At 69.8% G+C, this 22,954-nt stretch carries 23 protein-coding genes and 1 tRNA gene; 17 read left to right on the forward strand and 7 right to left on the reverse strand.

Going from position 1 to position 22,954, the window contains the following annotated elements; translation table 11 throughout:
- Positions 1-487 (forward strand): M23 family metallopeptidase (locus JWP65_RS05555; RefSeq protein ID WP_299761166.1); only part of this gene is annotated, 487 nt, incomplete at its 5' end.
- A 113-nt stretch (positions 488-600) separates the two neighbouring features.
- On the opposite strand, the gene JWP65_RS05560 is transcribed toward JWP65_RS05555, so the two are convergent.
- Complete coding sequence (locus tag JWP65_RS05560) at positions 601-1,821, reverse strand: YbfB/YjiJ family MFS transporter (protein WP_299761169.1); 1,221 nt, start codon at positions 1,819-1,821, stop codon at positions 601-603.
- Positions 1,822-1,882: 61 nt separating this feature from the next.
- On the opposite strand from JWP65_RS05560, the gene JWP65_RS05565 reads away from it, so the two are divergent.
- Positions 1,883-2,785 (forward strand): hypothetical protein, encoded by a 903-nt coding sequence (locus JWP65_RS05565; RefSeq protein WP_299761172.1) that lies wholly within the window; start codon positions 1,883-1,885, stop codon positions 2,783-2,785.
- Positions 2,786-2,792: 7 nt separating this feature from the next.
- Here the strand turns inward: JWP65_RS05565 and JWP65_RS05570 are convergent, their stop codons facing one another.
- Complete coding sequence (locus JWP65_RS05570; RefSeq protein ID WP_299761175.1) at positions 2,793-3,233, reverse strand: universal stress protein; 441 nt, start codon at positions 3,231-3,233, stop codon at positions 2,793-2,795.
- A 77-nt stretch (positions 3,234-3,310) separates the two neighbouring features.
- On the opposite strand from JWP65_RS05570, the gene JWP65_RS05575 reads away from it, so the two are divergent.
- From JWP65_RS05575 to JWP65_RS05600, 6 genes are all read left to right on the forward strand, one after another.
- Positions 3,311-3,763, forward strand: coding sequence for a DUF2721 domain-containing protein (locus JWP65_RS05575; protein WP_299761178.1), 453 nt, complete (start codon positions 3,311-3,313; stop codon positions 3,761-3,763).
- A 79-nt stretch (positions 3,764-3,842) separates the two neighbouring features.
- Positions 3,843-4,466, forward strand: coding sequence for an FHA domain-containing protein (locus JWP65_RS05580; protein ID WP_299761181.1), 624 nt, complete (start codon positions 3,843-3,845; stop codon positions 4,464-4,466).
- 15 nt (positions 4,467-4,481) lie between these two features.
- Positions 4,482-5,180: a hypothetical protein gene (locus JWP65_RS05585; RefSeq protein WP_299761184.1), complete on the forward strand. Its 699-nt coding sequence runs from the start codon at positions 4,482-4,484 to the stop codon at positions 5,178-5,180.
- A 159-nt stretch (positions 5,181-5,339) separates the two neighbouring features.
- Entirely contained in the window at positions 5,340-5,720 is a 381-nt protein-coding gene (locus tag JWP65_RS05590) for a hypothetical protein (protein ID WP_299761187.1), read from the forward strand.
- 4 nt (positions 5,721-5,724) lie between these two features.
- On the forward strand, positions 5,725-5,985 hold the full coding sequence (locus JWP65_RS05595; RefSeq protein ID WP_299761190.1) for a DUF5985 family protein: 261 nt from the start codon (positions 5,725-5,727) through the stop codon (positions 5,983-5,985).
- Between the two features lie 2 nt (positions 5,986-5,987).
- Positions 5,988-6,245, forward strand: coding sequence for a DUF5985 family protein (locus JWP65_RS05600; protein ID WP_299761193.1), 258 nt, complete (start codon positions 5,988-5,990; stop codon positions 6,243-6,245).
- A 10-nt stretch (positions 6,246-6,255) separates the two neighbouring features.
- On the opposite strand, the gene JWP65_RS05605 is transcribed toward JWP65_RS05600, so the two are convergent.
- A complete protein-coding gene (locus JWP65_RS05605) occupies positions 6,256-6,909 on the reverse strand; it encodes a CDP-alcohol phosphatidyltransferase family protein (RefSeq protein WP_299761196.1) in 654 nt (217 codons plus the stop codon).
- Between the two features lie 138 nt (positions 6,910-7,047).
- Between JWP65_RS05605 and JWP65_RS05610 the strand changes: the two genes are divergently transcribed.
- Positions 7,048-8,331, forward strand: coding sequence for an MFS transporter (locus JWP65_RS05610; RefSeq protein ID WP_299761199.1), 1,284 nt, complete (start codon positions 7,048-7,050; stop codon positions 8,329-8,331).
- A 4-nt stretch (positions 8,332-8,335) separates the two neighbouring features.
- Here JWP65_RS05610 and serB read toward each other — a convergent pair whose 3' ends face one another.
- Both serB and mfd read right to left on the reverse strand, forming a co-directional pair.
- Positions 8,336-9,058: a phosphoserine phosphatase SerB gene (serB, locus tag JWP65_RS05615; protein ID WP_299761202.1), complete on the reverse strand. Its 723-nt coding sequence runs from the start codon at positions 9,056-9,058 to the stop codon at positions 8,336-8,338.
- A 24-nt stretch (positions 9,059-9,082) separates the two neighbouring features.
- The gene (gene mfd / locus JWP65_RS05620) at positions 9,083-12,529 is read right to left on the reverse strand and encodes a transcription-repair coupling factor (protein WP_299761205.1); all 3,447 of its coding nucleotides are present in this window, start codon (positions 12,527-12,529) and stop codon (positions 9,083-9,085) included.
- A gap of 162 nt (positions 12,530-12,691) precedes the next feature.
- On the opposite strand from mfd, the gene ispD reads away from it, so the two are divergent.
- Complete coding sequence (gene ispD / locus JWP65_RS05625; RefSeq protein WP_299761208.1) at positions 12,692-13,390, forward strand: 2-C-methyl-D-erythritol 4-phosphate cytidylyltransferase; 699 nt, start codon at positions 12,692-12,694, stop codon at positions 13,388-13,390.
- An 85-nt stretch (positions 13,391-13,475) separates the two neighbouring features.
- Positions 13,476-13,970, forward strand: coding sequence for a 2-C-methyl-D-erythritol 2,4-cyclodiphosphate synthase (ispF, locus tag JWP65_RS05630; protein WP_299761211.1), 495 nt, complete (start codon positions 13,476-13,478; stop codon positions 13,968-13,970).
- A 56-nt stretch (positions 13,971-14,026) separates the two neighbouring features.
- Here the strand turns inward: ispF and JWP65_RS05635 are convergent, their stop codons facing one another.
- Together JWP65_RS05635 and ompR are read right to left on the reverse strand one after the other, a co-directional pair.
- Entirely contained in the window at positions 14,027-15,496 is a 1,470-nt protein-coding gene (locus JWP65_RS05635) for a sensor histidine kinase (RefSeq protein WP_299761214.1), read from the reverse strand.
- An 80-nt stretch (positions 15,497-15,576) separates the two neighbouring features.
- Entirely contained in the window at positions 15,577-16,308 is a 732-nt protein-coding gene (ompR, locus tag JWP65_RS05640; protein WP_169419489.1) for a two-component system response regulator OmpR, read from the reverse strand.
- A gap of 208 nt (positions 16,309-16,516) precedes the next feature.
- Here ompR and JWP65_RS05645 point away from each other — a divergent pair, with 208 nt between their 5' ends.
- The 6 genes from JWP65_RS05645 (at position 16,517) to JWP65_RS05670 (ending at position 22,551) form a co-directional block, all read left to right on the forward strand.
- Positions 16,517-17,230 (forward strand): SIMPL domain-containing protein, encoded by a 714-nt coding sequence (locus tag JWP65_RS05645; protein ID WP_299761224.1) that lies wholly within the window; start codon positions 16,517-16,519, stop codon positions 17,228-17,230.
- 86 nt (positions 17,231-17,316) lie between these two features.
- A complete protein-coding gene (locus JWP65_RS05650; protein WP_299761227.1) occupies positions 17,317-18,303 on the forward strand; it encodes a diacylglycerol kinase family protein in 987 nt (328 codons plus the stop codon).
- On the forward strand, positions 18,300-19,115 hold the full coding sequence (locus JWP65_RS05655) for a metallophosphoesterase (RefSeq protein ID WP_299761230.1): 816 nt from the start codon (positions 18,300-18,302) through the stop codon (positions 19,113-19,115). The genes JWP65_RS05650 and JWP65_RS05655 overlap by 4 nt, the downstream gene beginning before the upstream one ends.
- Before the next feature lie 74 nt (positions 19,116-19,189).
- Positions 19,190-20,134, forward strand: a complete 945-nt coding sequence (locus tag JWP65_RS05660; RefSeq protein WP_299761233.1) for an alpha/beta hydrolase — start codon at positions 19,190-19,192, stop codon at positions 20,132-20,134.
- Positions 20,106-22,307, forward strand: a complete 2,202-nt coding sequence (locus JWP65_RS05665) for a bifunctional (p)ppGpp synthetase/guanosine-3',5'-bis(diphosphate) 3'-pyrophosphohydrolase (RefSeq protein WP_299761236.1) — start codon at positions 20,106-20,108, stop codon at positions 22,305-22,307. Before JWP65_RS05660 ends, JWP65_RS05665 begins: the two co-directional genes overlap by 29 nt.
- 167 nt (positions 22,308-22,474) lie before the next feature.
- Positions 22,475-22,551, forward strand: a tRNA-Val gene (locus JWP65_RS05670).
- Positions 22,552-22,954 lie beyond the last annotated feature (403 nt).

Genomic DNA, 22,954 nt, shown 5'->3' on the forward strand with positions numbered 1-22,954 from the left:
CGCCGAGGGCGCGCGCATGCTGGCGGCGCGCCAGCTGGTGGTGCCGGTGGTCGGCATCGCACCGTCGACACTGGCCGACCACTACGACGACGCCCGCGGCCGCCGCGTGCACGAGGCGATCGACATCATGGCGCCGACCGGGCGGCCGGTGGTGGCGGTGGACGACGGCAAGATCGCCAAGCTGTTCACCAGCCCCGGCGGTGGCGGCCTGACCATCTACCACTACGACACGCAAGGCCAGCTGGCCTACTACTACGCGCACCTGCAGTCGTACGCGTCCGGGCTGCGCGAAGGCGCGACGGTGCGACGCGGCGAGGTGATCGGCTTCGTGGGCAGCACCGGCAACGCCGACCCGGCGGCGCCGCACCTGCATTTCGCGGTGTTCCGGCTCGGGCCGCAGCGCAACTGGTGGCAGGGCGAGGCGATCAATCCGTACCCGGCACTGCGCCAGGGCGCGCCGGCGCAGGAACTGGCGGCGGTGCGCTGACGTCGCTGGACTGCGGGGCAGGCCGGCAACGACAAACAGCCTGTCCCGGGCTTGACCGGGCATCCATGCGCGTCCGCTCGGTCTCGGCCTGCCGGCCGCCCTGGCGCGGATCATCAATTCGCCACCGGATACCGCTTGGCCAGCCACAGGTAAAGCCCGGCCCCCGCCAGCAACGCCCCGGTCGCGATCCACAGCGACAGCTGGAAGCCGGCCGCCGCGCTGGCGCTGCGCGTGACCAGCCAGGCCGCCAGCGGTGGGCCGGCGATCTGGCCCAGCCCGTACATGGCCGTCAGCAGCCCCATGAAGCTGGTCGCGCGCAGCGGCTGCAGCCGCCGCACCTCCTGCATCGCAAAGAAGGTGATGGCCGTGAATGGCAGGCCCAGCAGCAGGCTGCCGATGGCGAAGCCGGCGAGCGTCGGGCTGACCAGGCTGGCGGCCACGCCCGCCGCCTGCACCGCGTAGCAGGCCGCCAGCCGCAGCCGCAAGTCGCCGGCGCCGCGGATGCGCGAGGCCAGGAACGCGCCGGCCATCACGCCGGCGCCGAACAGCGGCCAGAACAGGTCCAGCCAGGCCGAGCCGGGCAGGGCCTGGCGGGCGATCACGGGCAGGAAGGTGGCGGTGACGATGTAGCCGATGCCAGCCAGGCCGTAAGCCAGCGCCAGCAGCGCCATCGCGGTGCCGTCCGCGGCGGCCGGCAACGGCGCGGCAGCCGTGGCGTTCGCCGCGACGACAGGGCGGGGGTCGCCGGCGCCGAAGGTGCGCCGGACTGCCGCCGTCAAGGCGGCGGCCAGCAAGCCGAAGGCAAGCCAGGCCGCGGCCGCGTTGGCTTGCATCACGACCAGCCCGCTGGCGGCCAGTCCGCTGGCCAGGATGCCGGCACCGGGGCCGATGTAGATCAACGCGCCCATCGCCGGCACTTGCCGGCGCGCCAGCTGCTCCAGGCACCAGCCCGTGGTGTAGAGGAACACCACCGCGCTGGCCACGCCGGCCAGAAAGCGCAGCCACACCCAGGCGGCGGGCCAGTGCAGCGCCATGCCGAGCGTGAGCAGCACCGTGGCCACCAGCCCGGTGCGCACCAGCGCCGGCCCGTCCACGCTGGTGCTGCTGCCCAGGCGCCGCCACAGCCAGGGCTGGAAGGTGCAGGCCAACGCGCCGATCAGGTAGCCCAGGTAATTGGCGCTGGCCAGCAAGCTGGCGCCGGGCAGGTCGACCGCGCCTTCGGCCAGCATCATGGGCAGGATCGGCGTGAAGGCGAAGCGGCCGATGCCCATGGCGACGGCCAGCGCCACGAGGCCGGCGACGGCGATGGAGGCGGGGCGCAAGGCGGCGGTCATGCCGCGCGCAGTTTCGCATGCGCGGCGGGCGCCCGCCGGGCAACGGCTACCATTGGTCCCCATGAAAATCATGCTCGCGCTGCGGCCCTGCAGCCCCGCCCTGTCGCACCGCCTGGCCGCCGATGCGGCGCTGGCCAAGGCGCTGGGCGCCAAGCCCAATGCGGCGGTCGGCTACCTGTTCCCCAAATTCTTCGACGGCTCCGGCGCCGTGCTGCCCCGGCTGCTGCAGCTGACCGAGGGCGAGCCGGTCAGCTTCCTGCGCGAGCTGCAATGCAGCCCGGCGGAACTGGAAGCGGCGTCGCACCTGGAGGCCGTGTGCCGCTCCACCATCGGCCAGAGCCGGGCCGATTCCAAGGCCACCATGGCCGCCTATCACCAGGACAGCCTGCATCCCACCGCCAGCCGCTGGCCGGTGCGGTTGCCGCAGCGCATCTACCTGAGCAAGCCGGTGGCCGACGCCACCATCAGCCATGTCGACGAGTGGACCGGGGAGTACGTGGTGGGCAGCCAGGCGGCGCAGGGCCTGCGTGACAGCGGCCTGACCGGCTTCGAGCTGCGCCCGGTGCTGCATGCCAGGACCGGCGAGGCACACGCCGCCGGCCACCACCTGGTCACGCGCGAGCTGTTGCCGGCGGCGCTGGAGGACGCGACGACCTTCGAGACCTTTGACGACGGCCCGCGCCAGCCTTCGACGCCGCGCCGTTACGGGCTGCTGTCGTATGCGCGTGGCGCGCTGGAGGCCAGCCCCGACCTGGCGCGCACCGCGGAGCCCTGGGGCGCTTGGCGCACGCCGGTGTGGATCGTGCGGCAACGCGCGCGCGCCTGGCTCGATGCGGCGCAGGTGCGCGGCTGGAAGTTCCAGCCGGTGCTGGACCAGGACGGCCCGCTGCACGGCGAGCACAGCCAGCGCTGGGAAGAGTTGCTGGGCCGGCTGCGGCCGGCGGGCGCGAGCGTGCTGGCCTGAGGGGCTGCTAGCGCACCACCAGCACCGGCACCGTCGCCTCCGCCAGCACCCGGGTGGTGACGCTGCCCAGCACGATCTTGCGCAGCGCGCCGTGGCCGTGCGAGGCCATCACGATCAGGTCGGCGCCCTCGTCGTGCGCGGTTTGCGCGATGCCGTGGGCGGCCGTCGCTTCCTCCACGATCCGTGTTTCCAGCGGGGTCGGCTCGCCGCCGTCGTCGCACAGCTCGGCGACCCGCGCCAGCGCCCGCCCGGCATGCGAGTGGGCCGCGGAGATGTAGGCCTGAAAGCCCATCGGATTGGTCTGCCCCATGCCCAGGTAGGGAAACGGATCGATCACGTACACCGCCGTCAGGCCGGCATCGTGGGTGCGCGCCAGGCCGATGGCGACGCGGGCCGCCTGGTCGCAGGCGGGCGAGCCGTCGGTGGCCAGCAGGATGTGTTTGAACATGGCAGCGTCCTCATGCGCGAAGGCGCCCGGGCAGGGTAGGCCGCACCAGCGCCCGCGTCAACCGCATAATCGGCGCCATGGTCTTCGCCATCGACAACACCGCCATCACCCATGGCATCCAGCTGGCGGTCGCGCCCGTGTTCCTGCTCACCGCCGTCGCCGGGATGATCGGCGCCGTGGCCGGCCGGCTGGCCCGCATCATCGACCGCGCGCGGCTGGTGGAGGGCCGCTCGCTGGACGCGACCGATTCGGCGGTGCTGCAACGCGCGGCGCAGGAGCTGCAGCAGCTGCGCCTGCGCGGGCAGCTGGCCAACGGCTGCATCGCCTTGCTCACCTGCTGCGCGCTGCTGATCGGGCTGACCATCATCGTGCTGTTCCTGCGCGAGACGGCGGCCATGCAGATCAGCGGCTACGCCGTCGCCAGCTTCCTGCTGGGGGTGCTCTGCTTCATGGCGGCGCTGCTGTGCTTTCTGGCGGAAACCTTCCTGGCCACCCGCCTGCTCGATTTCCAGGTGGCGCGGCGGCATTGACAACCTGATCCGGGCTTGAGCCGGCGGCGGCGCGGCGCTAGCATGGGCCCACGGCCGCCTTCGCGGCACGGAGGTGCACATGCCGCAGCTGATCGCCAGCGTCAAGGGTGTCGAGCTCAACCACGTCTACCTGACCAAGGACCGCACCACCCTGGGCCGCAAGCCCGACAACGACATCGTGCTGGACACGCTGGTGGTCAGCGGTCGCCACTGCGCCTTCGACCTGGAAGGCGTGGCCGACGTGTTCCTGCAGGACCTGGGCAGCACCAACGGCACCTACGTCAACGACCACATGGTCAAGGAGCGCACCCGCCTGGGCGACGGCGATGTCATCGCCATCGGACCGTTCCGCATCCGGTACCTGCAAGCGTCCGGGGATCCCGCCAGCACCTTCGGCGAAACCCAGATGATGGCAGCCGACAGCCAGATGCCGAGCCAGATCCGGGCCAGCTTCGAGCTGGTCTCGGGCACCTCCGCGGGGCTGGAGGTGCCGGTGGTCAAGGCCGTCACCACCTTCGGCAAGGCGGGGGTGGCGGTGGTTTCGGTGGCGCATCGGCGCAACGGTTTCTTCGTCACCCATCTGGCCGGCTCCAGCACGCCGCTGCTCAATGAGAAGCCGCTCGGGGCCGACGCCGTGCAGTTGTTCGACCACGACGTGCTCGATCTCGCGGGCACCCGGATGCGCTTCCTGTTGAGCGAATGACGCACAATGGAGCCCATGGGCTGGCTCCAGAAAATCTTTGGCGGGACACACAGGCAAGCGGCTCACGCCGGCGCGCCCCCGACCTCGCAATTCCACGAGAGCGAGCCGACCGGGGACGACGACAGGGTCTCGCGCAACGCGCCGCGGCGCGAGCTGGTGCAGGTGATCCTGCGCGACACGATGCGCCAGCACGGCATCCCGTCCGACTGGATCGAATGCCGCATCCTGTCCACGGGCGGCCGCGGCGGCCGCCCCGGCATGCACGTGAACTTCGTCGTCAAGCAGGCGCATGAGCGGCTGCTGAACTACGTCTTCGCCTTCCAGCAAAGCTTCGAGCGCGAGCTGTCCCGCTTCGAGCCGCGGTCCCGGGAATGGATGCTCGGCCTGAGCTGGGAATTCCAGGACTACAAGGCCGGCCCCCACGGCATGCCGGAGCCGGGCAGCTGGGTACGCGCCTCGGCGCAGCAAAGGTCGCTGGTCGCGGCGGGCCTGCCGGGACCCGAGGAGGCCGACCTGGAGCGCGGCTTCGCCCCGACCACCGATCCGCTGGGCAACGAGGCGATGAAGTCCGAGGACGACGTGCAGCGGGACCTGGAGGCGCTGTTCGCGATCCGCGATGCGGCGATGGCGGACACCGCCCGCAAGGCGCCGGCCCACCACAAGGATTTCGAGAACACCCGCCCGTTCGAGGATTCGGGCGGCGGCCGCGACTGACCTTGCGCCGGCGCCGGGGCAGCGTCGGCAAAAACCCATGGATGAGCAGGACGGGCCGGTGAATCGCGGTACAGTTCCCCCGATGCATACGCGCAGCCAGACGCACCGATACCGGGAATCCACCGCGCCCGCGCGCGCCGGCCCGCGCCGCCGCGGGTGATGGCCAAAGGCGAAGTGCCGGCCGAAATTCGCCGGTTCATCCTCACCACCATCCCGTCCGTTCCCTACCTCGAAGCCGTGCTGCTGTTGAGAGCGGAGCCGGACCATGCCTGGGACGCTTCCTTGCTGGCGCGCCGCCTCTACGTGGGCGAACGCACGGCAGCGGAGCTGCTCGCCCTGCTGACCGCCGCGGGCGTGGCCAGCGCCCAAGCCGGCGTGGCCGGCGTGCGCTACGCACCCGCGCCGGAAGTGGCCAGCCTGTTCGACCAGGTGGCCCTTGCGTACGCCACCGACCTGGTGGCCATCACGGACCTCATCCATTCGCGCATCGACAAGCGGGCCCAGCAGTTCGCCGATGCCTTCCGGTTCCGCAAGGAGTGACGTCGTGGGTACCCTGATCTATTCGTTGTGCGCCCTGACCTCCGTCACCTGCGCCGTGCTGCTGTGGCGCAGCTGGCGCGCGAGCGGCGCCCGCCTGCTGTTCTGGTCGGCGCTGTGCTTCGCGGCCTTGAGCGCGAACAACGTGCTGCTGGTGATCGACCGCGTGATCCTGCCGGTGGAAGTCACCCTCTACACCTGGCGCCTGGTGGCGGCGCTGATGGCGGTGCTGCTGCTGCTGTTCGGCCTGATCTGGGAGGAGGACTGACCATGGCGGCCATGCTCACCGGCGCCATCGCGCTCGGCTGGCTCGCGGCCGGCCTGTTCTTTTTTCGGTTCTGGCGCCATACGCGGGACAAGTTCTTCCTGTATTTTGCGCTGTCGTTCTGGCTGGAGTGCGGCAACCGCGTGGCGCTGGGCCTGATGGCGAACGCCAACGAAGGCCACCCCGGCTTCTACCTGGTGCGGCTGGTGTCGTACGCACTGATCCTGCTGGCGATCTGGCAGAAGAACCGACCGCGCAGCTGAGCGCGCCGGCTCAGAGCTTTGGGATCCGCAGCGTCTTGCTGATCATCAACGTGCCCGACAGCGCGAACATCAGCGCCAGCGGGTGCAGCTCCCACGGGCCCAGCTGCAGCACCCCGCCCCACAGGTTGCCGGCCAGCCGGTCCTGCCAGGCCGCCAGCGCCAGCACACCGGTCAGCAGCACGCTGGTGGGGATGGGCGTGCCCTCGAAGTACTTCACCTTGCCCGATTCGTCGCCGGCCAGGCTTTCCGCGGTGACGTTGTAGCGCGCCAGCCGGCTGACGCCGCAGCAGACGAAGTAGATCAGCATGACCGCGTCCCAGCCGCCTTGCAGGCCGGCCGCGAAGCCCAGGGCGGCGGGCGCCACCCCGAACGAAATCACGTCCGACAGCGAGTCGAGCTCGCGGCCCAAGGCCGAGTGCTGGTGACGGGCGCGCGCGATCCGGCCGTCGAGCACGTCGAAGATGAAGGCGGCCGGCGCCAGCGCCGCAGCCCAGAAAAAATGCTCCAGCTGGCTGGAGGCCATGAACATCATGGCCAGCAGCACGGCCCCCACGCCGCAGGCGGCGTTGCCCAGGGTGAAGAAATCGGCCAGGTGGAATTCCCGGACCATGGAAAAGTGGCGAGGCGCGATGCGCTGCATGGGTGTCCCATCGTTGTTCTTCATCCACGCACCATAGTCCAATGCGGGCGCGCACGCGTCGGCTCGGGTCAGCCGCGGCTGTCGGTCGATGCCGACGGCTGGCCGCCCCCTGTGGAAAGCCCGGCTGGTGCGCAGGGGCCCGGATGCGGTCCAATCGTCGCCATGCACACAGCAACCCGCGACGCCGTCGAGTCGTCTTACGCCTGGGGCCGACTGGCCATTTCCCTGCTGCTGATGACCATCGGCGGCGCCGGCATGTACTCGATCACCGTGGTGCTGCCTGCCATGCAGCAGGACTTCAGCGTCAGCCGCGGCGAGGCCTCGCTGGCCTACACGCTGACCATGATCGGCTTCGGCGTCGGCGGCATCCTGATGGGCCGGCTGGCCGACCGCTTCGGCGTGATGGTGCCCGTGATGCTGGGCGGGCTGGGCCTGGGGCTGGGTTTCATCGGGGCCGGGCTGGCGCCCAGCTTGTTGCTGTTCTGCCTGGCCCAAGGGCTGCTGGTCGGGCTGCTCGGCACCTCGGCCACCTTCGCGCCGCTGGTGGCCGACACCACTCAATGGTTCGACCGCCGGCGCGGCATCGCGCTAGCCATCTGCATGAGCGGCAACTACACCGCCGGCACCGTCTGGCCGCCCATCATGCAGTTCTTCATCGACAGCGTCGGCTGGCGTCAGACCTACGTGGGCATGGGGCTGTTCTGCATGCTGAGCATGGTGCCGCTGGCCTTGGTGCTGCGGCGCCGCCCGCCGCCGGCACCGGCGCCGGTCTCCATGCAGGCCAGGACGGCGGCCGACGTGGCGGGACCGCGCACATCGACCCGGCCGCTGGGCCTGAACCCAAATCTGTTGCTGGGGCTGCTGTGCGTGGCCGGCGTGTCCTGCTGCGTGGCCATGTCCATGCCGCAGGTGCACATCGTCGCCTACTGCGGCGACCTGGGCTTCGGTGCCGCGCGCGGCGCCGAGATGCTGTCGCTGATGCTGGGGCTGGGCGTGGTGAGCCGGCTGGTCTCGGGCTGGATCTGCGACCGCATCGGCGGGCTGCGCACGCTGCTGCTGGGCTCACTGCTGCAAGGCGTGGCGCTGCTGCTGTTCCTGCCGGCCGACGGGCTGCTCTCGCTGTACCTGGTGGCCGGGCTGTTCGGGCTGTTCCAGGGCGGCATCGTGCCGGCCTACGCCCTGATCGTGCGCGAGTACTTCCCGGCCAACCAGGCCGGCGCGCGCACCGGCACCGTGCTGATGGCGACGTTGCTCGGGATGGCGCTGGGCGGCTGGATGTCGGGCGCCGTGTTCGACCTGACCGGCAGCTACCGCGCCGCCTTCTTCAACGGCATCGCCTGGAACTTCCTGAATCTGGCGATCGTCGGCTGGCTGCTGCATCGCGCCAGCGGGCTCGGGCTGGTCAAGCCCTGGCGGCTGGTGGAAGCGGGGCAGGTGCGGGCCTGAGGGTTCAGGCCATCAGCTCCAGCAGCCGGTCCAGCCCACCCGAATTGATCGCCACCATCGCCTGCTCGCGCACCGCCGGCTTGGCGTGGTACGCCACTGACAGGCCGGCTTCCTTCATCATCGGCAGGTCGTTGGCGCCGTCGCCGACGGCGATCGCCTGCTTGGCAGAGATCCCGAGCAGGGCGCAAGTCTCCAGCAGCATCTTGCGTTTCTCGGCGCCGTCGCAGATGTCGCCCCAGGGCTGGTCCAGCAGGTAGCCGGTGAGCTCGCCGCAGTTGGCGCCCGAGCGCAGCTCCAGCACGTTGGAGCGGGTGAAGTCGATCTCGAGCCGGTCGCGGATGCGGTCGGTGAAGAAGGTGAAGCCGCCCGACACCAGCAGCACCTTCATGCCCGCCGCCTGGCAGGCCCGCACCAGCTGCTCGGCGCCGGGGTTCAGCTGCAGCCGCTCGGTGTAGACCTGCTCCATGTCGGCCACGGTCACGCCCTTGAGGAGCCTGACGCGCCGGCGCAGGCTTTCCTTGTAGTCGGCGATCTCGCCGCGCATCGCCGCTTCGGTGATGGCCGCCACTTCCTCCTTGCGGCCGACCGCGTCGGCGATCTCGTCCACGCACTCAATGTTGATCAGCGTGGAGTCCATGTCGAAGGCGGCGAGCTTGAAGTCGGCCAGCTTCAGCGGCGGGGTGATGTCCTGGATGACCAGGCCGGGGGCGAATTCTTGGGCGGGCATGGGTGAATTGTCGCAAACCCGGACCTACGCCGGCTCCGCCACCTTCGGTTGCCCCAGCGACTTGAGCACGTCGCGAACCATCTGCGCCCGGTCTTGCGGATCGGGCAGGGCGCGTTCGATGCGCAGCTTGTCGTTGCCGGCCAGTTTGATGTGCTTGTTCTTTTGCACCAGCTGGATGATGGCCAGCGGCTCGATCGGCGGATTCGCCTTGAAGGTGATGTGGATCATCGTCGGCGCCGCATCCACCTTCACCACGCCGTACGGCCGCGCGATCACGCGCAGCCTGTGCACGTCGACCAGGGTCTGGCCCTGCGGCGGCAGCTTGCCGAAGCGGTCGACGATTTCCTCCAGCAGACGGTCGATCTGGTCGACCGTCTTGGCGGTGGCCAGCTTCTTGTAGAACGACAGCCGCAGGTGCACTTCGCCGCAGTAGTCGGTGGGCAGCAAAGCCGGCGAGTGCAGGTTGATCTCGGTGGTGACCGACAGCGGCGCCAGCAGGTCCGGCTCCTTGCCGGCCTTCAGGGAGCGCACCGCCTCCGACAGCATTTCGTTGTAAAGCTGGAAGCCGACCTCCAGCATGTTGCCGCTCTGGTTCTCGCCCAGCACCTCGCCGGCGCCGCGGATCTCCAGGTCGTGCATCGCCAGGTAGAAGCCCGAGCCGAGCTCCTCCATCTGCTGGATCGCCTCCAGCCGCTGCGACGCCGCCTTGGTCAGGCCCTCCACGTCCGGCACCATCAGGTAGGCATAAGCCTGGTGGTGGCTGCGGCCGACGCGGCCGCGCAGCTGGTGCAGCTGCGCGAGACCGAACTTGTCGGCGCGGCTGATCACGATCGTGTTCGCCGTCGGCACGTCAATGCCGGTCTCGATGATGGTGGAGCACAGCAGCACGTTGTGGCGCTGGCCGATGAACTCGCGCATCACGCGCTCGAGCTCGCGCTCGGGCATCTGGCCGTGGGCGACGGCGATGCGCGCTTCTGGCAGCAGGCGCTCCAGCGCCTCGCGCCGGTTCTGGATGGTCTCCACCTCGTTGTGCAGGAAGTAGACCTGGCCGCCGCGCTTCAACTCGCGCAGCACCGCCTCGCGGATCACGCCGTTGCTTTCGCTGCGCACGAAGGTCTTGATGGCCAGGCGCCGCTGCGGCGCGGTGGCGATCACCGACAGGTCGCGCAGGCCTTCCAGCGCCATGCCCAGCGTGCGCGGGATCGGCGTGGCGGTCAGCGTCAGCACGTCGACCTCGGCCCGCATCGCCTTGACAGCCTCCTTGTGGCGCACGCCGAAGCGGTGCTCCTCGTCGATGATCAACAGGCCCAGGTTGGCGAACTTGGTCGACTGCGCCAGCAGCTTGTGGGTGCCGACCACGATGTCGACGCTGCCGTCCGCCAGCCCCTTGAGCGCGGTGTTGATCTCCTTGGTGGAGCGAAAGCGGCTCATCTCCGCCACCTTCACCGGCCATTTGGAAAAGCGGTCCACCAGGGTCTGGAAGTGCTGTTCCGCCAGCAGCGTGGTCGGCGCCAGGAAGGCCACCTGCTTGCCGCCGGTGACGGCGATGAAGGCGGCGCGAAGCGCCACCTCGGTCTTGCCGAAGCCGACGTCGCCGCAGACCAGCCGGTCCATCGGCTGCGGCGACACCATGTCCTGGATCACCGCGTGGATCGCCGCGTTCTGGTCCGGCGTCTCCTCGAAGCCGAAGTCGTTGGCGAACTGCTCGTAGTCCTGCGCCGAGAAGCGGAAGGCATGGCCTTGCCGCGCCGCGCGCCGCGCATAGAGGTTCAGCAGTTCGGCGGCGCTGTCGCGCACCTGCTCGGCCGCCTTGCGCTTGGCCTTTTCCCACTGGCCCGAGCCCAGCCGGTGCAGCGGCGCCTCGTCGGCGGCCACCCCGGTGTAGCGGCTGATCACGTGCAGCTGGCTGACCGGCACATACAGCGTGGCGTCGCCGGCGTATTCCAGGTGCAGGAATTCGGTGCTGCCCTGGCCCAGGTCCATGTTGACCAGGCCCTTGTAGCGGCCGATGCCGTGCTGCGAGTGCACCACCGGGTCGCCCACGTTCAGCTCCGACAAGTCCTTGATCAGCGCCTCGACGTCGCTGACCTGTTCCTGCTTCCTGCGCCGCCGCACCACCTGGGTGCTGTGGAACAGCTCGGTCTCGGTGACCAGGTCGACGCCTTCTTCCACCCACGAGAAGCCGCTGGCCAGGGCGGCCGTGGCGATGCCCAGCTTCTCGTCGCCGTCCAGGAACTCCTGCAGCGACTCGAAGGCCGGCAGCGTCAGGTGGCTGGCGCGTAGGAAGTCCAGCAGGCTCTCGCGCCGGCCGGCGCTTTCGGCCAGCACCAGCACCTTGTAGGGCGTGCGCTGGGCGTGCTCCTTGAAGCGGGCCAGCGGGTCCTGGGCGCCGCGCACCACCGACAGGTCGGGCAGCTTCTGCACCCAGGCGCTGTCTTCCACGTCCTGGACACTGGAGCGCAGCGCCACCTGCGCCTGCTGGTTGGCGCGGATGAAGAACTGCTCGCTGCTCAGGAACAGCGCCTCCGGCGGCAGCACCGGGCGGTCCGGGTCGCCCTGCACCAGCCGGTAGCGGTCTTTCGTGTCCTGCCAAAAGCGCTGGAAGGCCGGCTCCAGCTCGCCGTGCAGCACCACCGTGGCCTGCTCGCCCAGGAAGTCGAAGACCGTCGCGGTGTCCTCGAAGAACAGCGGCAGGTAGTACTCGATGCCGGCGGTGGCCACGCCGTTGCCCATGTCCTTGTAGATGCGGCTCTTGGTCGGGTCGCCTTCCAGCAGTTCGCGCCAGCGGCTGCGAAAGCGCGCCCGCGCGTCCTCGTCCATCGGAAACTCGCGGCCCGGCAGCAGTCGCACCTCGGGCACCGGGTACAGGCTGCGCTGGGTGTCGGGGTCGAAGGTGCGGATGGAATCGACTTCGTCGTCGAACAGGTCGACCCGGTACGGCACCGGCGAGCCCATCGGGAACAGGTCGATCAGGCCGCCGCGCACCGCATATTCGCCCGGGCTCACCACCTGCGCCACGTGGTTGTAGCCAGCCAGGGTCAGCTGGGCCTTCAGCCGCGCCTCGTCGAGCTTTTGCTGCACCTTGAACTGGAAGGTGTAGCCGGCCAGGAAGGCTGGCGGCGCCAGCCGGTACAAGGCGGTGCTGGCCGGCATCAGCACCACGTCGGCCTCGCGCTGCAGGATGCGCCAGAGCGTGGCCAGCCGTTCGCTGATCAGGTCCTGGTGCGGCGAGAACTGGTCGTACGGCAGCGTCTCCCAGTCCGGGAACAGGGCGCAACGCAGGCCGGGGGCGAAAAAGGCGACTTCCTCCAGCAGGCGCTGGGCGTCCGTCGCGTCGGCCGTCACCACCGCGGTGATGCGCCCGGCGGCGTGCTCGCGCTGCGCCAGCCGAGCCAGCAGCAGCGCGTCCGCCGAACCCGTGGGTCGCGGCAGGGTCATTCGCCGGCCGGGGGTGAGCTTGGGTAATTCCATTGGAGACTGCGAAGCAGGAAAATGCAAAACACCCCGCGCCTGGACAGGGCGGGGTGTGCGAGGATTTGCGGGCTGCAGCGCAGGCTGCAAATCGTTCCCGGCGCGCGCATGCGTGCCGGGAAGATTGTAGGGTGAACAGTCTCTTGGGATGAGAATACGGACATGAATGGCAACGCTATCCAACAACGTTACTTCGCCTTGATCCCCTGCGCCGGCAACGGCAGCCGCGCCGGCACCTCGGGGCCCAAGCAATACGAACGTGTCGCCGGCCAGCCCATGGTGTGGCACACGCTGTCGGCCTTTGCCGGCGTCAAGCGCATCGCCCGCACCCTGGTGGTGGTGGCCGCCAGCGACGGCTTCTTCGAGCGCAACCCCACCACGTCGGCCCTGGTGGTGCCGTGCGGCGGCGCCACCCGGGCCGCCAGCGTGGCCAACGGCCTGCGCGAGCTGCGCCGGGTGGGCGCGACCGACGCCGACTGGGTGCTGGTGCACGACGCCGCCCGTTGCCTCGTCACGCCGGACCTGATCGACCGGCTGATCGACCGCTGCTCCGGCGACGAGGTCGGCGGCCTGCTGGCCCACCCGCTGGCCGATACGCTGAAGATCGCCAAGGACGGCCGCGCTGCCGGCACGCTGCAGCGCGACGACAAGTGGCTGGCCCAGACTCCGCAGATGTTCCGCCTGGGCATGCTGCGCCAGGCGCTAGAGGGGGTGGGCGACGCCATCACCGACGAAGCCGGCGCGATCGAGGCCATGGGCCTGCAGCCGCTGCTGGTGGAAGCCGGGGCGCAGAACTTCAAGGTCACCTACCCGGAAGACTTCGCCATGGCCGAGGCCGTGCTGCGTGGCCGGGCGCGATGAGCCCCCACGCTCCGCACTGCGTGTCGTCGCTGCTCCCCGGGGGGGCGCTGGCGCTCGTCGGGCGGCCGGGCAGGCGGGCTTGAGCATGCATTTGCGCATCGGCGAAGGCTGGGACACGCACGCACTGGTGCCCGGGCGCAAGCTCGTCCTGGGCGGGGTGGAAATCCCCTACGAACGCGGCCTGCTGGGGCACTCCGATGCCGACGCATTGCTGCACGCGATCACCGATGCCTTGCTCGGCGCGGCCGGCCTTGGCGACATCGGCCGCCATTTCCCGGACACCGACGAACGCTTTCGCGGCGCCGACTCGGTGCTGCTGCTGCAGGAGGCGATGCGGCGGGTGCGGGCCGCGGGCTGGCAGCTGGTGAACGTCGACAGCACCATCGTCGCCCAGGCACCGAAGCTGGCGCCGCACATCGAGGCCATGTGCGCCCGCATCGCCAAGGCGCTGGGCGTGACGCCGCAGCAGGTGAACGTCAAGGCCAAGACGGCCGAGAAGCTCGGCCCCGTGGGCATGGGGCAGAGCATCGAGGCGAGGGCGGTGGTGCTGCTGGTGGTGCTGCCCGAGGAGCGTGCCTAGCTTGCGTAGCCGGGGTAACCGCAGGGCACCTCAGCGCTTGCGCGCAATCGCCGCGGTCAGCCCGCCTCTTCCGGTTGCGCCTGCCGTTGATGGCCGTTTCCCCCGCCCGGCACCGGCGGCATTTGCCGCGGCCGCTGCAGCTTGATGTGCGCGGCCAGCCCGCCCGAGGTGGTGTTGGCCAGCGCGAAGATGCCGCCCATGCGCTGCACCGTCTTGTCGACGATCGCCAGCCCCAGGCCGGCGCCGGTGGCGGCGGTGCGGGCCGCGTCGCCGCGAAAGAAAGGCTTGACCAGGTTGGGCAGCGCCTCGGGCGAGACCCCCATGCCGTGGTCGCGCACCTTGAGCAGCACCCATTCGTTGCGCGCACGGGCCGCGATGTCCACCACCGCGATGCCGGTCTCCGGCGTCTTGCCGTAGCGGCGGGCGTTCTCCAGCAGGTTGGAGATCACGCGCGCCAGTTCCACCTCGTCGGCCAGCACCTGCACGTTCTTGGGCAGGTCGAGGTTGACGCGGATGTCGCCGTGGTCTTCGATGGCGTACATGCAGGCTTCGATCACGTCGTTCAGCACCACCGGCTTGAGCTCGGCGTGGTCCGGCCGCGCGTAGTCGAGGAACTTGTCGATGATGGCGTCGAGCTGGTCGATGTCGGCCGCCATGTGGTCGCGCGCGTCGGCGTCCACCACGCTCATCTCGGTTTCTAGTCGCAGCCGCGCCAGCGGCGTGCGCAGGTCGTGCGAGATGCCGGCCAGCATCACGGCGCGGTCCTGCTCGATCTTGGCCAGCTGCTGCGCCATCCGGTTGAAGCCGATGTTGACTTCGCGGATCTCGCTGGTGACGGCCTTCTCGTCCAGCCGGCTGGCGTCGAAGTCGCCGTCGCGCACGCGGCTGGCTGCGAACGACAGCTGCTTGAGCGGCCGGTTGATCAGCCGCGCGATCACCGCCGCGCCGGCCAGCGACAGCGCTGCCGCCGTGATCAGCCAGACCAGCCAGGTCTTGCCCCCCACCTGCGAAAAGCGGGTGCGGTCCATCAGCATCCAGTAGTCGTCGCGGTCGATCTTGAAGCCGATCCACAGGCCCTCCTCGCTGTTGACGCTGCTGGCCATCAGCGCGGCATCGCCCAGCCGGCTGACCAGCTCGTCGATGATGCGGCGGTCCATGGCGCTGGCCGACATCGGCGTGAAGCGGTCCCTGGGCTCGCGCGGCAGGATGCGCACGCCTTCCTGGTCGGCCAGGGTCTTGATCAGCGAGACGCGGGCGATCGGGTCGGCGTGGACCAGCGCCGCCCGGCTCAGGTTGACCAGCGAGGCGATCTGCTGCGCCGTCTGCACGGCCCGCGGCTCGAACTCCAGCGCCCGGAAGGTCTGCAGCCAGGCGACGATGGAGCCGATCAGCAGCAGCGAGAGCAAAAAGAAGGTGCGCCAGAACAGCGACAACCCCAGGCGGGGCCGCATCTCCAGCGGCGCGGGCGCGGTTTCCAGCGGCGCGGGGCTGGTGGCCTCCACGCTCGTGACGTTGCCGCGGATCATGAGGCAAGGGACTGCAAGGTCATCCCTCGATTAGAAGCGCAGCGCGGCAGCTTTGTCACCCGTTGCCGCGTAACTCAGCGTCAACCGGCGCCGTCCGGCACGAACACGTAGCCCACGCCCCACACGGTCTGGATGTAGCGCGGCGAGGCCGGGTCGGCCTCGATCAGCTTGCGCAGGCGCGACACCTGCACGTCCAGGCTGCGGTCGAACGGCTCGAACTCGCGGCCGCGCGCCAGCTGCGCCAGCTTTTCGCGCGACAGCGGCTGGCGCGGGTGCCGCACCAGCGCCTTGAGCATGGCGAACTCGCCGGTGGTCAGCGGCAGTTCCTCGCCATTCTTGCGCAGGGTGCGGGCCCCCAGGTCGAAGGCGAACGGGCCGAACGACACCACCTCGTTGTCGGAGGAGGGCGCGCCCGGCGCTTCCTGCGCCGGTCGGCGGCGCAGCACGGCGTGCACGCGCGCCAGCAGCTCGCGCGGGTTGAACGGTTTGCCCAGGTAGTCGTCGGCGCCGACTTCGAGGCCGACGATGCGGTCGACGTCCTCGCCCTTGGCGGTCAGCATGATGATCGGGGTGCGGTCGTTGGCGGCGCGCAGGCGCCGGCAGATGGACAGGCCGTCTTCGCCGGGCATCATCAGGTCCAGCACGATCAGGTCGGCGGTTTCGCGCAGCATCAGGCGGTTCAGCGCCTTGCCGTCTTCGGCCAGGATGACCTCGAAACCTTCCTGCGTCAGGTAGCGACGCAGGAGGTCGCGGATGCGAGCGTCATCGTCGACGACAAGAATCTTGTCGGTACGGGCTGCGGCTTGGGTCATGGTTCTCCAGAATCCAACATGTAACAACGGCCATTCTGAGGGCCTGCGTAGCGCGACAGCCGGATTTTGGCGAATGCCTTTCACAGTGTTACAAGTATTGCGCCCCATGGCCGAGCTTCACATCTGCTACGCACGCCGCAACGCTGGCGACGCCGTTTTCATGGGTCCGGCGGCTAGCATCGGCCCTGCCAGAACAAAGGATCCCCTGATGAAACTGAAAGCTCAAGCCTTGCTGCTCTCCTGTGCCTTGCTGGCTCCGGTGGGCTCCGCGCTGGCCCAGGGCGGCGTGCTGCCGCCGCAGAATGTGCTTGAGCTGCAGGCCAGCGGCACGGTCGAGGTGCAGCAGGACCTGCTGACGATCAACCTGACCACCACCCGCGAGGGCCCCGACGCCACGGCCGTGCAGACGCAGCTGAAGACGGCCCTTAACGCGGCGCTGGCCGAGGCGCGCAAGAACGCGCAGCCCGGGCAGATGGACGTGCGCACCGGCAACTTCGGGCTTTATCCGCGCCACGGCCGGGACGGCAAGATGACGGGCTGGAGCGGCACGGCCGAACTGGTGCTGGAAGGCCGCGACTTTGCGCGCATCACCCAGGCCGCCGGCCGCATCCAGACCATGACCATGGGCGGCGTCGGCTTCGGCCTGAGCCGCGAGCAACGGGCCAAGGTGGAAACCGATGCGCAGACGCTGGCCATCGAGCGCTTCAAGGCCAAGGCGGCCGAGCTGGCCAAGGGCTTCGGCTTCGGCGGCTACACCTTGCGCGAGGTGGCGGTCAACGCCAGCGACCAGGGCTTGCAGCCGCGCATGCGCATGCAGGCGATGGAGGCCAAGGCCGGCAGCGCGGCCGAGGCATCGGTGCCGGTCGAGGCCGGCAAGACCAGCGTGGTGGTGACTGTCTCGGGCTCGGTACAGCTGCGCTGAGTTCCGGCCAGCTTGCGCCGCCGGCTCATCCGAACCAAGCCCCAGTCCGACAGGCGGGGCCGGCCGCAGCCCCTAAGCTGCGGCCAATGTCAGCCATCCTGTCCGATCCCGAACTCCAGGCGCCGCCGCCCGGCGCGAGCCCCGAGGCCGAACTGTTCATCGTGATGAACCCCGGCTCGGGCCATAACGAGAAAGACGGCGTGCGCGAGGCCATCGAGGCCGAACTGCAGGCCGCCGGGCGTCGCTACCGCTTCGTGCCAGTGGCGCCCGGGGAGATCGTGCAGGCGTGCCAGCAGGCCGCCCGGCTGGCCAAGGAGAACGGCGGCGTGGTCGTCGGCGTCGGCGGCGACGGCACCATCAGCGCCACTGCCCAGGCAGCGCTGGCCCACGACACCCCGCTGGGCGTGATTGCCCAGGGCACCTTCAACCTGTTCGCCCGCACCCACGGCTTGCCGCTGGATGCCTCCGAGGCGATCCGGGCGCTGTTGCAGGCGCGGCCCGAGGAGGTGCAGGTGGGGCTGGTGAACCAGCGCGCCTTCCTGGTCAACGCCTCCCTGGGCCTGTATCCCAAGCTGCTGGCCGACCGCGAGCTGGTCAAGCAGAAGCTGGGCCGGCGCCGCTGGATCGCCATGCTGGCCGGCCTGGTCACGCTGTTCGAATGGCGGCTGCGGTTGCGGCTGGACATCGATCTGGACGGCACCGTCACGCGGCTGAAGACGCCCGGCCTGTTCATCTGCAACAACCGCCTGCAGCTGGAGCGGCTGGGCATCGCCGCCGAGGTGCTGGACCAGCTCGGCCAGGGTCGGCTGGTCGGCCTGCACGTGCCGTCACTCAAGCTGGGTACCAAGCTGCGGCTGGCGGTGCGGGCCTTGCTCGGCAACCTGGGCGACACCGAGGAGATGCAGAGCTTCACCTTGCGCTCGCTCACCACCGGCACCCGCAACGCGCGGCGGCTGAAGGTGGCCACCGACGGCGAGGTGCAGTGGATGCAGCTGCCGCTGCACTTCACCGTCTCGCCGCGCCCGCTCAAGCTGATGCTGCCGCCGCCGGAACTGCGAGTGGCTGTCGAATGACGGTGCTGCTGCATATCTCCGACACCCACTTTGGCACCGAGCAAGCGCCCGTGGTGGCGGCGCTGCAGGCGCTGGTGCGCGACCAAAAACCGGACGGGCTGATCCTGAGCGGCGACATCACCCAACGCGCCCGCAGCGCCCAGTTCGCGGCCGCCCGCGCTTTCGTCGACTCGCTGGGCATCGCCCAGGTGCTGACGCTGCCGGGCAACCACGACATCCCCCTTTACAACATCGCCGCCCGGCTGTTCCAGCCCTACGCCGGCTACACCGCCGCCTTCGGCCCTGACCTGGAGCCGGAGCTGGACTTCGGCGACGTGCTGGTGCTGGGCGTGAACACCACGCGGCCGCATCGCCACAAGGACGGCGCCGTCTCGGCCCGCCAGGTCAACCGGGTGGTCAAGCGCATGCACGCGGCCCGGCGCGAGCAGCTGCGGGTGGTTGTGACGCACCAGCCGGCCTGCGTGATGCGGCCGGAGGACGAGAAAGACCGGCTGCACGGCGGCGAGGTGGCGGTGCAGTCCTGGGCCCGGGCCGGCGCCGACCTGGTGCTGGGCGGCCACATCCACCTGCCCTACGTGAGCGACCTGTGCGCGCGGGCGAAAGGCACGCCACGCGCGCTGTACTGCGTCCAGGCCGGCACCGCCGTCTCGCACCGGGTGCGCCACGGCACGCCCAACTCGGTCAACATGATCCGCTGGACCGCGCCGACGCCGCACGAAAAGCGCGTGGTGCGGGTGGAGCGCTGGGACTACGACCTGGCCGACGACCGCTTCGAGGAGAGCAAGGGGCAGGAGCTGCCGCTGGCCGAGTAGGGCGGCCTGGGCCGCGATGATTTACGATGGCGCGAACCCTGCGGCAGCGTTTGCCGCCCGGCATTGCCGCTTTCATGACCGAACCCACGCTGAACCACGTCACCTGCCCGGACAGCGCCGGCAGCCACCGCATGGCCTACTGGCTGTGGGGCCCGGAGGACGCGTGCGACCTGGTGGTCTGTGTACACGGCCTGTCGCGGCAGGGGCGCGACTTCGACACCCTGGCGCGGGCCCTGCTGGCGCGCAGCCCGGTGCCGCTGCGCGTGGCCTGTCCGGACTTGGTGGGGCGCGGGCGCAGCGAGTGGCTGGCCGAACCGATGGGCTACGGCATTCCCACCTATGTGTCCGACATGCTCCAGATGCTGCAGCAGTTGCACGCGGCCGCGCCGCTGGGCAGCCTCGACTGGGTCGGCACCAGCATGGGCGGCCTGGTGGGCATGGGCATCTGCGGCAGCGCCAGCCTGCCGCTGCCGGTGCGCGTGCGGCGGCTGGTGCTCAACGACGTCGGGCCGGTGATCCAGTGGAGCGCGCTGCAGCGCATCGCCCGGTACCTGGGGCAGGGCGGCAGGTTCGACAGCGTGCGGCAGGCGGCCGACGCGATGTGGCAGCTGTCGCGGAGCTTCGGCCCGCACACGCCCGAGCAATGGCTGGAGCTGTCGCAGGCGATGGTGCGGCCGCTGCAGTCCGGCGGCTTCGCGCTGCACTACGATCCTGCCATCGCCGTTCCCTTCCGCACCCTCGACGAAGCCATGGCGCTGGCCGGCCAGGCCGCTCTCTGGCCGCTGTACGATGCCATCCGCGCCCAGACGCTGCTGCTGCGCGGCGCCGAGTCCGACCTGCTGACGGCGCAGACCGCGCGCGAGATGACGCGCCGCGGCCCGCGCGCCAAGCTGGTCGAGTTCGCCGGCGTCGGGCATGCGCCGACCCTGATCGCCAACGACCAGGTCGAGGCCGTCGCCTCGTTCCTGCTGCCAACCGGACCCACCCGCGATGAAAAGCCAGGCAGCGGAACTGGCTGAGCCCGCGGCGGCGCCGGAGCTGATGGCGGCCGCCGAGCAGGCACTGCCGCACCAGGCCAACGCGCTGGCGCGGGCCCGCGCCTTCGCCGAGCCGCTGATCGCCGGCGAGCTGCTGGAAACCGGCGAGAACACGCTGGCCCACGCCGACGGCGTCGCCGGCATCCTCAAGGCCATGGGCGGCAGCGAGGCCATGCAGGCCGCCAGCTACCTGGTCTATGCCTGCACCCACCTGAACAAGCCGCAGGAAGTGATCGCAAAGGCCTTCGGCGAGAGTTACGCCGCACTGGCGGTGGAAACCACCAAGCTGGTGCGCGTGCAGCAGCAGGCCCGTGGCGCCGCGGACGCCGTCTATTCGGCCGACGACCCACGCGCCCAGACCGAAACCGTGCGCAAGATGCTGCTGGCCTTTTCGCGCGACCTGCGGGTGGTGCTGCTGCGGCTGGCGTCGCGGCTGCAGACGCTGCGCTTCTTCGCGGCCACCAAACGGGTGATGCCCGGCAGCGTGGCGCGCGAGGCGCTGCATGTGTTCGCGCCGCTGGCCAATCGGCTGGGCATCTGGCAGCTCAAGTGGGAGATGGAAGACCTGGCGTTCCGCTTCCTGGAGCCGGACACCTACCGCCAGGTGGCGGGCTGGCTCGACGAAAAGCGGGCCGAGCGCGAGGAGTACGTGGACCAGCTGCGCTCCGGCCTCGAGGCGGAACTCAAGGATCAGGGCATCAGCGCCCAGGTGCACGGGCGGCCCAAGCACATCTACAGTATCGTCAAGAAGATGCGCGGCAAGTCGCTGGACTTCGAGCAGGTGCTGGACATCCGGGCGCTGCGGGTGATCGTGCCGGACGTCAAAGACTGCTACGCCGCGCTGGCCTGGGTGCACTCGCGCTTTGCGCCGCTGGGCGAGGAGTTCGACGACTACATCGCGCGGCCCAAGCCCAACGGCTACCAGTCGCTGCACACCGTGGTGCGCGACGCGAGCGGGCGGCCGATCGAAATCCAGATCCGCACCCAGCTGATGCACGACCACGCGGAGCATGGCGTGGCCGCGCACTGGGCGTACAAGGAGGCGGGCCAGAAAGGCTACGCGGGGGTGGCGGCCAGCGGCGAGTACGACGCCAAGATTGCCGTGCTGCGCCAGCTGCTGGCTTGGGAGCGGGATCTGGCCGGCTCGGCCGACGGCCTGTTCGACGACCGCATCTACGTGCTGACGCCGCAGGCTTCGGTGGTCGAACTGCCGCAGGGCGCGACGCCGGTGGACTTCGCCTACACCGTGCACACCAGCCTGGGGCATCGCTGCCGCGGGGCCCGGGTGGACGGCGCGATGGTCCCGCTCAACACCCAGCTGCGCAACGGGCAGACCGTGGAGGTCGTCGCGGCCAAGGAGGGCGGGCCTTCGCGCGACTGGCTCAATGCGGAGCTCGGTTTCCTGGCCAGCCACCGCGCCAAGTCCAAGGTGCGCGCCTGGTTCAACGAGCAGGTGCGGCACGAAACGGTGGCGCGCGGTCGCGAGCTGGTGGAGCGGCTGCTGCAGCGCGAAGGCCGCACCGCCTTCAAGCTGGAGGACCTGGCCGGCCGGCTGGGCTTCAAGTCGGCCGAGGACCTGTTCGACGTGGTCGGCAAGGACGAGTTTTCGCTGCGCACCATCGAGATCCTGCTGAACCCGCCGGCCGCCCCGTCGGCGCAGGACGAGCTGCAGCTGAAGAAGCCGCGTGCGCCGGCCAAGGGCGACAAGGGCGGGGTGCTGGTGGTGGGGGTGGATTCGCTGATGACGCAGCTGGCCAAGTGCTGCAAGCCGGCGCCGCCCGACGCCATCGGCGGCTTCGTCACGCGCGGCAAAGGCGTGAGCATCCACCGCGACGACTGCACCAATTTCCGCCAGCTCGCCACGCGCACGCCGGAGCGGCTGATCGACGTTGCCTGGGGCGCGCCCAGGTCGACCGAGGGTGCCGTCTACCCGGTGGACGTGACCATCGAGGCGGCCGACCGGCAGGGCTTGCTGCGCGACATCTCCGAGGTGTTCACCAAGGAAAAGATGAACGTGATCGGCGTGCAGACCCAGTCCGTGCGCGGCACGGCGTGGATGACATTCACGGTGGAGATCACGGACTCGCAGCGGCTGGCGAAAGTGCTGGGGGTGGTCAACGAAGTGCAGGGCGTGCGCTCGGCGCGGCGGCGCTGACGCAGCTTTCTCCTCCCCTCCGGGTGGTCGGCAGCGGGGCGCTGGGGCGCTCGATCGCGGCCGCGTGCCCTCACCGCAACCTTCCCCGAAGGGGCGGCAGCAAGACAAATCTTCAGGCCTCAATGCCCGCGCACTTTTTTCGCTATATACTCGTGGGCTTCGACGACAGGCGCGTAGCTCAGCTGGTTAGAGCACCACCTTGACATGGTGGGGGTCGTTGGTTCGAGTCCAATCGCGCCTACCAAATTGACCCCTTTGGAATCAAGCTTTTATGTGAGGGCTTGGTTCCTCTGGGGAGCTTTGGGGACATCAAAGCCTGTCTTTCGAAAGGCGTGGAGTCAGCGGCGCGTGCCGCTGACGAGCTCCGCCGGAGGATGGCATCAGACGAAAGAGCCCGCATCAGCGGGCTTTTTGCCGTTTGGCGATGGTCCCCGTCGTCCCCATAACTTGTGAGTCATTGGTGCAGTGACGCAGGGACTCCAGCGAGGCGCTCAAAGCCTGCCCCACATTCACCACCTCGAACGCATCTGACGTGGGCGATCTTCGGACTCGACCACACGGTCGGTCTTGCTTCATCGAACCCGTATTCCGTGTCGGCTCCATCTGCAGCGAGCGAGCGACCATGTCAGCACCGATCTTCTCCATTC

This window comes from Ramlibacter sp. (genome assembly GCF_028292805.1).
Lineage (GTDB): Bacteria > Pseudomonadota > Gammaproteobacteria > Burkholderiales > Burkholderiaceae_C > Ramlibacter.

Bases quoted from the DNA above. Each gene is read 5' to 3' on its own strand.
- JWP65_RS05560 (WP_299761169.1), bottom strand. From the start codon at position 1,821: ATGACCGCCGCCTTGCGCCCCGCCTCCATCGCCGTCGCCGGCCTCGTG.
- JWP65_RS05565 (WP_299761172.1), top strand. From the start codon at position 1,883: ATGAAAATCATGCTCGCGCTGCGGCCCTGCAGCCCCGCCCTGTCGCAC.
- JWP65_RS05570 (WP_299761175.1), bottom strand. From the start codon at position 3,233: ATGTTCAAACACATCCTGCTGGCCACCGACGGCTCGCCCGCCTGCGAC.
- JWP65_RS05575 (WP_299761178.1), top strand. From the start codon at position 3,311: ATGGTCTTCGCCATCGACAACACCGCCATCACCCATGGCATCCAGCTG.
- JWP65_RS05580 (WP_299761181.1), top strand. From the start codon at position 3,843: ATGCCGCAGCTGATCGCCAGCGTCAAGGGTGTCGAGCTCAACCACGTC.
- JWP65_RS05585 (WP_299761184.1), top strand. From the start codon at position 4,482: ATGGGCTGGCTCCAGAAAATCTTTGGCGGGACACACAGGCAAGCGGCT.
- JWP65_RS05590 (WP_299761187.1), top strand. From the start codon at position 5,340: ATGGCCAAAGGCGAAGTGCCGGCCGAAATTCGCCGGTTCATCCTCACC.
- JWP65_RS05600 (WP_299761193.1), top strand. From the start codon at position 5,988: ATGGCGGCCATGCTCACCGGCGCCATCGCGCTCGGCTGGCTCGCGGCC.
- JWP65_RS05605 (WP_299761196.1), bottom strand. From the start codon at position 6,909: ATGAAGAACAACGATGGGACACCCATGCAGCGCATCGCGCCTCGCCAC.
- JWP65_RS05610 (WP_299761199.1), top strand. From the start codon at position 7,048: ATGCACACAGCAACCCGCGACGCCGTCGAGTCGTCTTACGCCTGGGGC.
- serB (WP_299761202.1), bottom strand. From the start codon at position 9,058: ATGCCCGCCCAAGAATTCGCCCCCGGCCTGGTCATCCAGGACATCACC.
- mfd (WP_299761205.1), bottom strand. From the start codon at position 12,529: ATGGAATTACCCAAGCTCACCCCCGGCCGGCGAATGACCCTGCCGCGA.
- ispD (WP_299761208.1), top strand. From the start codon at position 12,692: ATGAATGGCAACGCTATCCAACAACGTTACTTCGCCTTGATCCCCTGC.
- ispF (WP_299761211.1), top strand. From the start codon at position 13,476: ATGCATTTGCGCATCGGCGAAGGCTGGGACACGCACGCACTGGTGCCC.
- JWP65_RS05635 (WP_299761214.1), bottom strand. From the start codon at position 15,496: ATGATCCGCGGCAACGTCACGAGCGTGGAGGCCACCAGCCCCGCGCCG.
- ompR (WP_169419489.1), bottom strand. From the start codon at position 16,308: ATGACCCAAGCCGCAGCCCGTACCGACAAGATTCTTGTCGTCGACGAT.
- JWP65_RS05645 (WP_299761224.1), top strand. From the start codon at position 16,517: ATGAAACTGAAAGCTCAAGCCTTGCTGCTCTCCTGTGCCTTGCTGGCT.
- JWP65_RS05650 (WP_299761227.1), top strand. From the start codon at position 17,317: ATGTCAGCCATCCTGTCCGATCCCGAACTCCAGGCGCCGCCGCCCGGC.
- JWP65_RS05655 (WP_299761230.1), top strand. From the start codon at position 18,300: ATGACGGTGCTGCTGCATATCTCCGACACCCACTTTGGCACCGAGCAA.
- JWP65_RS05660 (WP_299761233.1), top strand. From the start codon at position 19,190: ATGACCGAACCCACGCTGAACCACGTCACCTGCCCGGACAGCGCCGGC.
- JWP65_RS05665 (WP_299761236.1), top strand. From the start codon at position 20,106: ATGAAAAGCCAGGCAGCGGAACTGGCTGAGCCCGCGGCGGCGCCGGAG.